Here is a 12,929-nt window from a genome sequence, read left to right as displayed (position 1 = left end):
GGCCGCGACAGCCTTCAGGGTTGCGGAAACGGTGCCACCACGAGCACCATATCCTGTATGGACACAATGCGGACGGTATCGCCGGCAACGACGGGCCGGTTGCCGGCAGCGTCCGCATCCAACACAGCATCCCATAATTCGCCGCGAACAAACACCTTGCCTTGCGAGCCTTCCCAATGGCGCACCTGCGCGGCCTGCCCTGGCAAGGCTTCGCGTCCGGTCCGGGGTTTTTGGCGTTGGGCCTTGGCCAGAAGCCAACCAGCCCCGGCCAGGATAAGGCTTACGCCAATAACGGTAGGGCTGACCAGGCCAAGGGAAAGAGGTTCGGCGCCTTGGCCGTCAAAAAGCAGCAGCGACCCGGTAAAAAGGGCGGCCAAGCCGGCGAGGCTGAGCAGGCCATAACTGGTAATGTGGATTTCCAGGAGAAAAAGGCCGGCGCCGAAAAAAAGCAGCAGCAGGCCGGTGGCATTGGTCGGCAGGATGGACAAGGCGTAAAGCGCCGGCAGCAGGCACAGTCCGCCGACGACCCCAGGGAGGACGGCCCCGGGGGTGGTCAGTTCGAAAAAGAGGCCGGCTACGCCGACCAGCAGCAGGATATAAGCTATTTGCGGATCAAGGAGCCAGGACAAGAGTGTATGGCGCAGGCCGGCATCGAAGGGTTCAAAACGCACCTGGGAGCCTTGAAAACGCATGAGGCCATCCGCCGTGGCCAAGCCACGCTTGCCGAGTTGCTGGGCATAATCCTCGGGACTGATGGCCAGGAAATCGACCACGCGCTCCCTGACCGCTTCGGCAGCCGTCAAACTGGCGGCTTCGCTCACCGAGCGTTGATACCAGGCGGCGTTGCGGCCCGTGGCCTCGGCCAGGGAACGAACCAGGCTTTGCAGATCGTTGCGAATCTTGGCGTCGAGTGTTTTCCCCAAATCCCCGCCGCCAAGGCCCACCGGCGAGGCCGAACCGATGGTCGTTTCCGGGGCCATGGCCGCGAATGGGGAAGCGGCAACGAGAAATACGCCCGCCGAAGCGGTATGGGCGCCGGATGGGCCAATCCAGACCGCTACCGGCACAGGGCTTTGGCGGATGGATTTGACCATGCGCCGCATGATGTCCACGCTGCCACCGGGCGTGTCCAAGCGCAGTAAAATGAAAGCGGCGGACATGTCCTGGGCCTTGCGCAGGGCCTGGTCCAGGGCGTCGGCCTGAAGGGGCGTCAAGGCGGTGTCGATGGACAGGCTCAGGACAGGGACCGGACCGACGTTGAGCGCAACAGGTTGTGCCGCGCAGGGAAGAGGCAGAAGGAGGCAACAAAGGACAAAGCTACACGGAACCCAGAATCGATGCCACATGGTCCCAGACCTCCTTGTCGCCTTCAAGCAAGACATTCGGGTCAGGCAGGTAGCGCGTATTTTCCGGAAGCAGCCCTGGTGCCAAAGGCGTCAGGCGGCTTGCGGCGCCATCTCCAAAAACAGCCAACAAACGCGGGCGCAAAAGGCGCAACCCGGACAAAAAAAGGGAAAGGGAAAGGGCGGGATCGGATTCCCGAGGCAAGCAAACCGGCCAAAAAGCCAACAGGTTTTTTCCAGCCAGGCCGCTGTCCGTAAAAAGGCGCCGCCACATAGGCCCACGCCGCGGGTCGGGGTTGCCCGTCAAGTCGTCGCCCAAGGCGGCGTAGGTGAGCACCACGCGGGGCTGGGCTGGGGCCTTGGCAAAAAAAGCCGGCCAGGGAGCCGGCCAGGTAGCGGGGTCATCGGCAACCGTCGTCAAGACGGGCACAGCAGGGGGCACCTGCTCCTGGGCAAAGGAAGGTGGCGCGACGGAAGCAACCGCAGCCAGGTCGGGATCGCAGTAGAAGTACCGAACCCCGGCCAATTGCCAGATGCGCAGCCGTTCCGGCACGTCTAGGATGGAATCGTGAAGTCCCATATCTTCCAGGCCATTTCCGTTTTAGCCAAGGATTCCCAGGTTTCCTGACGGCCCGTTGCGGAAAAAATCATGGCCTCGTTTCGCGGGGAAGCGAAGCCGCTCTCCGGCCGACCAATGGGATTGGCTACGATCACGTCACAGTGTTTGCGCGTCAGTTTGCCTTGGGCATTGGCAGCCAAATCATCCGTTTCCGCGCAAAACCCCACAAGGATCTGCCCTGCGCGCTTGGCCTCGCCCATGGCTTGTAAAATATCACGCGTCGGTAAAAAGACCAGAGGGGATTGGCCGTTTGCCGTTTCCTTTTTGAATTTGCCGCCGCCGGGGTGGGGGAGGGGGCTGAAATCGGCCACGGCCGCAGTCATGACCCCCATGTCACTTTGCGGCCAGACTTCCAGGCAAGCCTCGTACATCTGGGCTGCGCTGGTGACGGAAACGACCGGGATGTCGGCGGGAAACCACCAGGAAACCGGCCCGCTGACAACCGTGACCGCAGCGCCGCGCAGCCAGGCGGCCATGGCAAGGCAGGCGCCCATCAGCCCGGTCGAGGGATTGGACCAGAACCGGGCGGCATCGAAATATTCGCGTGTGGGGCCAAGGCTCACCAGCACGCGTTTGCCAGCCATGTCCTGGGAGGTCAGTGCTTTGAGGATGGCCGTGACAATGGCGTTGTCTTCGGCCAGGCGGCCCTGGCCCGATTCCCCGCAAGCCATTTCGCCGCAATCCGGGGCGATGCCGACGGCGCCGCGCGAGACAAGGGTGTTCCAATTGGCCTGGGTGGCTGCCGCCCGCCACAGCCTGGGATTCATGGCCGGGGCAAGAAGCAGAGGACCCTCGAAGGCCAAAACCTGGCAGGAAAGCAGGTCATCGGCCAAGCCATGAGCCAGTTTCGCCAGGGTATTGGCCGTGGCCGGCACAACGGCATACACGTCGGCGGCCTGGGCCGGGGCCAGATGGGCAAAATGAGCGGCCTCGGGGGCAAACATGTCGTATTGCACCGGATCGGCGCCCAAGGCTTCGAAGGACAGGGGTGTGACAAACCGGGTGGCGGCCTCGGTCAGCGTAATGCCCACACTGGCACCGCTGGCCAGGATGCGCCGCATCAAGGAAAGCGTCTTGAAGGCGGCAATGGAACCGGTGACGCCAAAATGCACACGCCGGCCGTGATAGCCGGTAAAATCGCAATGGGCGTGAGACATGGGAATTCCGTCGTGCCGGTAATCCGGGAGGGGTCAGCCGGAGATACCTTTGTTGCGATACAGGTTGACATGCCACTGATAAATACGCTGGGCAAGATCATCGATGACGTTGTCTTCGATCTTGGACCATTCGACTTTGCCGGATTCCGGTTGGCGTACGCCATTGGCGACAAACTCGAGGCCCAAAATAATATCACCGCTGACGGGATTGGGCTGAATATTGTTGACTTTGCAGACAAGCCAATATTCATGGCGTATTTTAGGGATGATTTCGGAAAAAGTGGTAAAAAGGATAAATCGATGCCCTTTCTGGGGCGCAATGCCTTGTTCTTTCAGCAAGGCCTTTCGAAGCGTGATACGGAGGCCACCTGCGGAAAGATTTTCGATACTTGCATGGGTCGACTTGAAGTGACTGAGGCCTACGGTGGGTTTTGCGATATCAAACCCCCCGCTGGAATCATATTTCCATAAAGCGATATGCGCAAATTGCTGTAAATCCGGCTTCATGCGCAAGCTTTTACGTCGCTGCGCGCCTTGAAGATGCGTCGGAAAAGAAACAGCTATTTGCGGAGGTTTATCAGCAAGATTTTTGACTCGTAAAATAGTGGATTGGAAATTATAAAAAATTTCCCGGTGACGATCATCACGTTCCACGATTTTGAGAAAGCAGGTCAATGGTTGACCGATAAATCGGTCCTTCAGACTGGAAACACCGCTCAATTCCAAGATGATACCATTTGTATTCAAAGCCAGGATGGTACCACTGACGCCAGAAAGATTTGTCAAAGTTTGGTCGAACTGAATATGGATCTTTGATCGTTGTAAAAGGGCCAAATCGAGAATTGCGGCATTTTTTTGCCGTTGTTGTTCTTCTTCACGGGAAGAAATATTTTTTCGGAAAAGATCCAAAACCATAATAGCTTCCAATGGTAGAAAACAAGAACACTTTACTCAAGAAATAGTAATACTCAATATTATTCTACAGAAAATCAACTCGCCCAGGAGAAAATTTCAAAGTTTCAAACACTTCTACAATGGTAAAAACTCTCAAGCCGAAAGCAACCTTCCTTGAAGACTCCTTCATGACAAAAAAGGCATCCAGCCATTTTGAACGAGTCCTCATTTATTGCAAGTGCCGCAGTCGAATCTGAACCGCCAACGGGTTGGGATAATATGCTAATATCTTGTGATAGATGCTTTTTGCTTGCGTCCTGTCCAGCCGGTTTTCCAGCAACATGGCCAGCAAAAAACCAGCCTGGCCTTGGGATGCCGGTGGGGCTGCGGGATCCTCGTAAAGCTCATGCAAAAGAGATTCCGCTTCGGCCAATTGGTTTTGCTGCACAAACAACCGGGCCAAGGATAGTGAACAGTCAAACCGGGGTGGGCCGGAAGGCAGTGTTTGACGGCAGGTGCGCAAAAGACCGAGGGCAGTGCCGGGATGCCCGGCTTGGAGGCTAGCCTGGGAAAATTCCTGAAAAAGGGCAGCCGATAAAGAGGGATCCAAGGGGGGGTCGGCTAAGAGTTGGCTGTACGACCGGGCTGCGGCGTCATACTCATGCATTTGGAGCCGCAACCGAGCAATACGCAGGCGAAACTGGCGCGAAAGTTCCGGGTTGGCTTCAAATTCCAGCAAACCGGTTTCCAGAAGCGTGACTGTTTTCTCCGGGGTATTGCGGACGTATTGATTGATATCCGCGAGCCGTTGCCAGGCCTCGGCTCGGAAAGGCCCCTTGGCATGTGTTTGCAAATAGTGCTGATACAATTCCTCGGCCTGCAAATACGCGCCGTGCAAAAACGCATTGCGCGCCGGTTCGAGGGCCAAAGCTTCGCGTGTGCTCGCATCGTGTTGGCATGCGGCCTGGCACAAAAGCAAAAGCACCAGGCCGCAGGCCATGGCTGCCCGCATCAGGAAGCGTCGGTGGGCGTGCATTGGTTGAGGTCACTGGGATCGACCAGATCGAATCCGGTAACCGTGGCCTCGTCTTCCATACGCACCAGCATGACGCCCTGGGTGGCCCGGCCGACGGAACTGATGCCGGAAACGGAAAGGCGAATGATCTTGTTGGCCGAAGTCAGCAACAACAGTTCGTCGTCCGCGGTGACCATGACCGCGCCGATGACCTGGCCGGTTTTCGGGGTGACGCGCATGTTGATGACGCCAAAGCCGCCCCGGCTGCGCAAGGGGTAATGCTCGATGGAGGTCCGTTTGCCGTAGCCGTTGGCCGAGATGGTCAGTACTTCATCGCGGCCCTTGCCGGACATGATGACGCCGGCCGCCACACGGTCGGCGCCCTTGAGCGCGATACCCTTGACGCCGGCCGCCGCCCGACCCGTGGGGCGTATGGCGGCAATGCGGAAACGGTTGGACAGACCGTGCTGGGTGGCCAACAGGACTTCGGCGTTTTCATCGATCTCCTTGACCGTCAAAAGCTCGTCGCCCTCTTTCAAGGTCACGGCAATGATGCCCGTGCTGCGGCAGTTCTTGTAGAGGTCGGTGCAGGAGCGCTTGACCATGCCGCGCTTGGTGACAAACAGGAAGTAGCGCTCGAAAGAGAACTCGCGAATGGCCAGGGCCGTGGCCACGAACTCTTCCTTGTCCATGGGCAGCAGGTTGGCGATATGCGCCCCCTTGGCCGTGCGCTGGCCTTCGGGGATCTGGTGCACGGGCAGCATGAACATGCGGCCGAGGTTGGTAAATAATAGCAACTGCTGGTGGTTGGTGGTGGCGCAAAAGGACTGGACAAAGTCGTCGCCCGAGGTGGAAACTCCGGCCACGCCCTTGCCGCCGCGTTTTTGCTGCTGGTAGTTGTCGATCTTCGTGCGCTTGATGTAGCCGCGACGGGAAAGGGTAATGACCACATCCTCGTCGGGGATGAGGTCCAGGATGTTGATGCCTTCCAGGTCTTCGAGGATCTCGGTCTTGCGCGGCGTGGCGTAGCGGTCCTTGAGTTCCTTGATTTCGTCGCGGATGACGCCCCGGAGCACTTCCTCGTTTTCGAGGATCGAGCGCAGGTACTCGATGAGCTTGATGAGTTCGTTGTACTCGTCGATGAGCTTTTGGCGCTCCAGGTTGGTCAGCCGTTGCAGGCGCATGTCCAAAATGGCCTGGGCCTGGCGCTCGGACAGTTCGAAGCGTTCCATCAAGCGTTCCCGGGCTTCTTGCACGGTCTTGGAAGCGCGGATGATGGAGACGACCTCGTCGATGTTGTCCAGGGCAATGCGCAGGCCTTCGAGGATGTGGGCACGCTCCTCGGACTTGCGCAGGTCGAAGGCCGTGCGGCGCAGGATGACTTCCCGGCGGTGGGACAGGAAGTGCTCCAGGACCTGCTTCAAATTGAGCAGGGCCGGCCGGTTGTCGGCCACCACCAGCATGTTGATGCCAAACGACGTTTCCAGCGGCGTATACTTGTACAGGGCATTGACGACGATGTCCGGGATGATGCCCTTTTTAAGGTCGAGGACAATACGGATGCCCCGGCGGTCGGATTCGTCGCGCAGGTCGGACACACCCTCGATACGGTGATCGTTTATAAGCGCGGCGATCTTTTCCACCAGCGAGGACTTGTTGAGCGCATACGGTATCTCGCGGATGACAATGGCCTGCAGGTCCTTCTTGCGCTCTTCGATCTCGACCTTGCCCCGGATTTTGATGCTGCCCCGACCGGTGGTGTAGGCCTCGACGAGGCCCTTGCCGCCGTAGATGGCCGCGCCGGTGGGGAAATCCGGCCCCTTGACCAGACCGGTCAGTTCGCGGACGTCGCAGTGTGGGTTGTCGAGCTGATGGAGCAGGCCGTCGCACAGTTCGCCCAGGTTGTGTGGCGGGATGTTGGTGGCCATGCCCACGGCGATGCCCGAGGAGCCGTTTAGCAGCAGGTTGGGCACCTTGGTCGGCAGGACCTGCGGCTCATTGAGCGAATTGTCGTAGTTGGGCCGGTAGTCGACGGTTTCCTTATCGATGTCGGCCAGGAATTCGCCGGCCAGGCGGGACATGCGCACTTCGGTGTACCGCATGGCCGCCGCGGCATCGCCGTCGATGGAGCCGAAGTTGCCCTGGCCGTCCACGATGGGGTCGCGCATGGAGAAATCCTGGGCCATGCGCACCAAGGCATCGTATACGGACTGGTCGCCGTGGGGGTGGTATTTACCGATGACATCACCGACGACGCGGGCGGATTTCTTGTAGGGCCGGTTGTAGGAGTTGGACAACTCGTGCATGGCGAAAAGGATGCGCCGATGCACGGGTTTGAGCCCGTCGCGCACGTCCGGGATGGCCCGGCCGATGATGACGCTCAAGGAGTATTCCAGGTAGGACTTCTTGAGCTCTTCCTCGATGTTGATCACATTGCTCACGGTTCGCTCCATGGATATGCGCGCTGCGCCGCTATGCTATGCGCTGATGCGCTGATGCCTCCGGCGGCCAAGGGCTTTGCCCCTGGACCCCACCGGGGGGGATCATCCCCACCGGACCCCCTGGAAAGGGGGCGAAGTGGGCGATGCAACCTGACTTGGTTCGCGTACCATCACCCCATTGAAAGTCTTGAGAAGGGGGTTTGGGGGAAACCTTTCTCCAGAAAGGTTTCCCCCAAATCTTCCTCTTCTAAATATCCAACTCGCGCACGGACAAGGCGTTGCGTTCGATGAACGTGCGGCGGCCTTCGACCTTTTCGCCCATGAGCTGGTCGAAGATGTCGTTGGCTTCGCCGGCATCCTCGATGGTCACCTTGAGGAAGCTGCGTTTTTCCGGGTTCATGGTGGTTTCCCAGAGCTGTTCCGGGTTCATCTCACCCAAGCCCTTGTAACGCTGGATATTGATCCCCTTCAAGGCATCGTCCATCACCGCCTTGTATAAATCGAAGAAGCCGGTCACTTCGCGGCCTTCCTCCTTGCGCACGATGCGCAAGGGGAGTTCCGGGCAGTCGGCCAGGAGTTGCCCGTACGTCTCGTGGGCCCGGCGGTAGATCTTGGAACTGAAAAACTCCACGGCGATGCGGTGCCTGGCCTGGGAGGGGCTGATGAACACGGCGTAGAGGCGCTTTTCCTCGTCCATCTCCTCGGTTTCGATCTCCACGGCAAAGCCCTTTTCCGCCATGTAGGCCGAAATCCCGTCAGGCAGGGCCTCGCCAGCGAAATCCGAGGGCGTGAGGCGGACATAGCCGAGCAAGGCGGTCAGCAGGTCGTCGGGCAGGCCGTAGCTAGCCGCTTCGTGGACGCGGGCCTCGAGGAAGCGGATGCGATCGAGGAGATCGGTCAACACCTGGCCGGCAAAGGCTTTTTCGCCGGAAAATACCGTCACGTCCTGGCCTATGCGGCCCATGAGGAACGAGGAAAGTTCCTCGTCGTCCTTGATGAAGCGCTCGAAATCGCCCTTGAAGACACGGTACAGGGGCGGCTGGGCAATGTAGACGTAGCCGTTTTCAATGAGCTTTTCGTAGCGGCGGAAAAAGAAGGTCAAAAGCAGGGTGCGGATGTGCGCCCCGTCCACGTCGGCGTCGGTCATGATGACGATCTTGTGGTAGCGCAAGCGGGCGTAGTTTTCCGCTTCCTTCTCTTCGCTTTCGTCATCGCCCATGGTCGGCGTGGGTCCCATGGCCGTGATGAGGTTGCGTATCTCCTTGTTGCCAAGCATCTTGTCGGTGCGGGTGCGCTCCACGTTGAGGATCTTGCCGCGAAGGGGCAGGATGGCCTGGAAGCGCGGGTCGCGCCCCTGCTTGGCCGAGCCGCCGGCCGAGTCGCCCTCGACGATGAACAGTTCCGATTCCTCGGGGTTCTTGCTCTGGCAGTCGGCCAGCTTGCCGGGCAGCGAATGGTCGGACAGCGCCCCCTTGCGCCGCACCAGTTCCTTGGCCTTGCGGGCCGCTTCGCGGGCCCGGGCCGCATCCACGGCCTTTTCGACAATGGCTTTGGCGTCCTTGGGGTTTTCCTCGAAGTGGACGTTGATGGCTTCGAAGACGACCTTGGCCACGATGCCGGCCACTTCGGAGTTGCCGAGCTTGGTCTTGGTCTGGCCTTCGAACTGGGGGCCGGGAAGCTTGACGGAAATGACGGCGGTAAGCCCTTCGCGCACGTCGTCGCCGGTGAGTTTCTGTTTGAACTTCTTGGGGATGTCGGCTTTTTCGATATAGGCGTTGATCGCCCGGGTCAGCGCCGTCTTGAAACCGGCCAGGTGGGTGCCGCCTTCGCGGGTGCGGATGTTGTTGGCGAAGGTGAGGACTTCTTCCTTGTAATTGGCATTGTATTGCAGGGCGAAGTCCGTAACCACGCCGTCGATTTCGCCCAGGCCCTCGATGATGTCGTGGATGGTCTGTTCGCCGGCATTGAGGTCGGCCACGAAGCGCTTGAGCCCGCCGTCGAAGCGGTAGGTCACGCGTTCGCTGGTGCGTTCGTCGCGGAAGTCGATTTCGAGGCCTCGGTTGAGATAGGCCAGTTCCTCGAAACGCTTGGCCAGGGTCTCGTGGGAGAACTGGTTGGTCTCGAAGATTTCCTCGTCGGGCTTGAAGCGGATGGTGGTGCCGGTGGATTCGGCCTCGCCGATGACGGTGACGGGCGTGACCGGCACGCCGCGCTCGTAGCGCTGGTGGTGCTTCTTGCCGTCGCGGCGCACCGTGACTTCGAGGTATTCCGACAGGGCGTTGACCACGGAGACGCCCACGCCGTGCAGGCCGCCGGACACCTTGTAGGTGTCGTTGTCGAACTTGCCGCCGGCGTGCAGCACGGTCATGACGACCTCGACGGCCGGCCGGCCCTCCTTGGGGTGCATGTCCACGGGGATGCCGCGGCCGTTGTCGGTCACGGTCACGGAGTTGTCCAGGTGGATGGCCACGCCGATGCGGTCGCAGTAGCCGGCCATGGACTCGTCGATGGAGTTGTCCACGACCTCGTAGACCAAATGATGCAGGCCCCGGCCGTCGGTGGAACCGATGTACATGGCCGGGCGTTTGCGCACGGCCGAGAGGCCTTCCAGGACGGTGATGGAACTGGCGTCGTAGGCCTGGGGCGTCTTCTCCTGACTCATGCGATGTCTTCCTCGCTATAGTACGTCTCTTCCACGATTTTCATGGGCATGATGATGACCAGGCTGTCGGCGTCTTCTTCCCCGGTAATGCCGCAGGGCCCCTCGGCCCCGGTCAGGGTCAGGGTCACCTTGGCCGAACCGAAATGGCCGAGGATATCGATGATGTCCTTGGTGGGGAAGGCCACCTTGTCCAGGCTCCCGGCGAAGGCGCACTCCAGGGTTTCGCTGGCTTCGCCGGCTTCCTGGCCCTGGCTGCGCAGGGACAGCTCGGATGGGCCTTCGAACAGGAAATAGGCGCAACGGTTGTTGTCGGTGTTGAAAATGGCCACGCGCTCCAGGGCGTCCACCAGTTCCAGGCGGTCGATGGTCAGAGTCGAAACGTCGTCGGTTTTGAGCTTGGAAACGAAGGTGTTGTAGTCCGGGTACTGGTAGTAGCTCAAGGGCAGGCTGAAGGTCTCGATCTTGGGGGTGGCTGTTTCGTCGGCCGGGTCTTTTTGCTGGGAGCGGAAAAACAGCCGCTTCTGGCTGATGGCCAGTTCGATCTCGTCGGCCGTGAGCCAGCGTTTGAGTTCGGCCACGTATTTTTTCTGGATGAGGATGCCTTCGGCCGGCAGCAGGGCGTGGATGTCGTCGTTTAAAAAGCCGACCAGGGAAAACTGGTGGCCGTTTAGGCCGCAGACTTCGACCCGGGCCTCGCCGGCCGGGCGCAGGTACATGCAGGCCATGGCCTCCATGGTATCCTCGTCGGAAATGCAATAGGCCACCCGGTCGAGCAGCTCCTGGAGGAAGTCGCCGGACCAGGTCACGGCTGCCTCGTCCGGGAAGGGGGCGAAGCTCTGGAACCAGTTGCGGTCGGACACGGGCAGCTTGTAGCGCCGGGATCCCTGCTTGATGAGCAGGTTGCCCGAGGCGGCATCGAGGGTCAGGCCGATCTCGCCCGGCGGGAGCTTGCGCACGAGTTCGAAGAAGTTCTTGCCCTGTACGCCGCACAGGCCTTCCTCGGTCACCTTGGCCGCGTACTGGCCGGTGAATTCCAGGCTCGAGTCCGTGGACAGGATGCGCAGGACGCCCTGGGCGGCTTCGAGCCAGATGGTGCGCAGGAAGGCGGCACCGGTCTTGGCCGGGATGATGGCCGAGGATTTTTGCAGGCCGTCGATGATGTCGTTTCGAAAGACCTTCAGTTGCATGGGCGTCTCCTTAACCAGCGCTGCCGCGCGGCGTTGTTGCGTAGGATGCCGGGCGTAAAGCCTCCGGCGGCCAAAGGGCTCGCGCCTTCTGGGCTCCCGAACCGGGAAATCGGGCGGGGGAAGATTCTTCTCTTATAAAAAATGGAACTCTTTTTGTGGGATCAATAGAGGGGGCCCCGTATGTCACTTTTTCGGTTAACATAGTGTTATCGTACATGAAAAAAGGAAACTTCCCGGGAACGGGCAAGGCGCGAAGGGATGGCGCGTCTTGCCTTGGCCTCAAGCCGGGCCGCCTTGGCGGCATTTTTTCGCCAACTGCCGGAAAAGAAGTTTCGTTTCTCGGTTATCATCCTGCAATTTTTGAAATTTTCGGATCGAATACAGCACCGTGCTGTGGTCCTTGCCGCCAAAGACCTTGCCCAGGGCCGGGTAAGACATGCCAAGCAGCGTGCGGCACAGGGCCATGGCCGCCTGGCGGGCGAAGACCAGTTCCTTGCGCCGGGAGGTGCCGGTGATATCGGCCACGGGCAGCCCGAAATGCTCGGCGCACACGGCCAGCACGCGCTCGGGCGACAGTTCCGGCATGGCCTGGTCCTCGGTGAGGCGGATATGGCGGGCGAATTCCGCCTCGGTCAGGTCCCGGCCGGTGTGGCGGCAGTAGGCCTCGATGCGCAGCAGCACGCCCTCGAGCTGGCGGAAGCCCTCGAAGCGGCTGGCAAGGGTGGCAACCTGGTCCCGGGACAGGCCCAGGCGCTTGTCCCGGCTGGCCTGCTCCACACAGGCCAGGCGCACGTCCAGGTCCGGGGACTTCAAATGAACCATGAGCCCCCACTCCAGGCGGGACTTGAGCGACGCCCCGAAAAAGCCGCAGGCCGCCACCCGCTCGCGGCTGGTAAAAACCATCTGCTTGCCGGCGTCGTGGAAGGCATTGAACAAAAAGACCAGCTCCTGTTCCAGTTCCGGCGTGCGCCGCAGGTCCGTCAGTTCGTCGACGAACAGCCAATCGCTGCCGGCGATGGCGCTGCGGGTTTCGTGGCGGTTTTGGCCGGCGTCGGCGAAGCGGTTCTGGATGTCGGCGATGGAGCCGAAAAAGACGGCGTTGCCGGATTTGGCCCGCGAGGCGGCATTGGCCATGGCCCGCAGCAAATGGGTCTTGCCCGAGCCCGGCGGCCCGCAAATAAGGAACGGGTTGTAGCGGACCTCGGCGCCCTGGGCCACTTCCCGGGCCAGGGCCAGGGGGAAGTGGTTCTTTTCGTTGGCCAGGAAGGTGTCGAAGGTGAAGCGGTGGCCAAAGGGGAATTCCCGGGCGGCGACCAGGCCGGGCAGGGGATGGCTCGCCTGGCCGTTGCCGCCGGGGGTTTCGTAGCGCACGGCGAAGGAAGGCCCGAAAAAGCGGCGGACCTCTTTTTCGAACAGGTCCTTGGCCGAGGCTTCGAACCAGGCGGCGAAATAGGCGTGGGGGAAACGCACGTAACAGGACTGGTCCGACGGGCTGACCGAAAGGTCGAGCGGATCGAACCAGCGGCGCAGATCCTGCTCGGGGCAGGTCCGCGACAAATGCTGGCGGAAATCGTTTTCGAGCACGCCGCCGCCGGATGCGGTCATGGGCAT

At 60.5% G+C, this 12,929-nt stretch carries 9 protein-coding genes; all 9 read right to left on the bottom strand.

Annotation, left to right across the window (positions count from 1 at the left end):
• Nucleotides 1-14: 14 nt before the first annotated feature.
• Nucleotides 15-1,346, bottom strand: a complete 1,332-nt coding sequence (locus ACP59X_RS00045) for an NfeD family protein (protein ID WP_465250186.1) — start codon at nucleotides 1,344-1,346, stop codon at nucleotides 15-17.
• The gene (locus ACP59X_RS00040) at nucleotides 1,318-1,923 is read right to left on the bottom strand and encodes a hypothetical protein (RefSeq protein WP_428563374.1); all 606 of its coding nucleotides are present in this window, start codon (nucleotides 1,921-1,923) and stop codon (nucleotides 1,318-1,320) included. Before ACP59X_RS00040 ends, ACP59X_RS00045 begins: the two co-directional genes overlap by 29 nt.
• Entirely contained in the window at nucleotides 1,899-3,119 is a 1,221-nt protein-coding gene (coaBC, locus tag ACP59X_RS00035) for a bifunctional phosphopantothenoylcysteine decarboxylase/phosphopantothenate--cysteine ligase CoaBC (RefSeq protein WP_428563372.1), read from the bottom strand. Before coaBC ends, ACP59X_RS00040 begins: the two co-directional genes overlap by 25 nt.
• A 33-nt stretch (nucleotides 3,120-3,152) precedes the next feature.
• A complete protein-coding gene (locus tag ACP59X_RS00030; RefSeq protein WP_428563370.1) occupies nucleotides 3,153-4,034 on the bottom strand; it encodes a PilZ domain-containing protein in 882 nt (293 codons plus the stop codon).
• A 208-nt stretch (nucleotides 4,035-4,242) separates the two neighbouring features.
• Nucleotides 4,243-5,025 carry a tetratricopeptide repeat protein gene (locus ACP59X_RS00025; RefSeq protein ID WP_428563368.1) on the bottom strand — a complete coding sequence of 261 codons (783 nt, stop codon included), beginning with the start codon at nucleotides 5,023-5,025 and terminating at the stop codon, nucleotides 4,243-4,245.
• Nucleotides 5,025-7,481, bottom strand: a complete 2,457-nt coding sequence (gene gyrA / locus ACP59X_RS00020) for a DNA gyrase subunit A (protein WP_428563366.1) — start codon at nucleotides 7,479-7,481, stop codon at nucleotides 5,025-5,027. Before gyrA ends, ACP59X_RS00025 begins: the two co-directional genes overlap by 1 nt.
• A 235-nt stretch (nucleotides 7,482-7,716) precedes the next feature.
• Nucleotides 7,717-10,131 carry a DNA topoisomerase (ATP-hydrolyzing) subunit B gene (gene gyrB / locus ACP59X_RS00015; RefSeq protein ID WP_428563364.1) on the bottom strand — a complete coding sequence of 805 codons (2,415 nt, stop codon included), beginning with the start codon at nucleotides 10,129-10,131 and terminating at the stop codon, nucleotides 7,717-7,719.
• Nucleotides 10,128-11,318: a DNA polymerase III subunit beta gene (gene dnaN, locus ACP59X_RS00010; RefSeq protein ID WP_428563362.1), complete on the bottom strand. Its 1,191-nt coding sequence runs from the start codon at nucleotides 11,316-11,318 to the stop codon at nucleotides 10,128-10,130. The genes gyrB and dnaN overlap by 4 nt, the downstream gene beginning before the upstream one ends.
• A gap of 279 nt (nucleotides 11,319-11,597) precedes the next feature.
• Entirely contained in the window at nucleotides 11,598-12,929 is a 1,332-nt protein-coding gene (locus ACP59X_RS00005) for a DnaA/Hda family protein (protein WP_428563360.1), read from the bottom strand.

Source organism: Solidesulfovibrio sp. DCME (genome assembly GCF_049995385.1).
Lineage (GTDB): Bacteria > Desulfobacterota > Desulfovibrionia > Desulfovibrionales > Desulfovibrionaceae > Solidesulfovibrio.
This window is presented reverse-complemented; position numbering and strand designations above follow the sequence as displayed.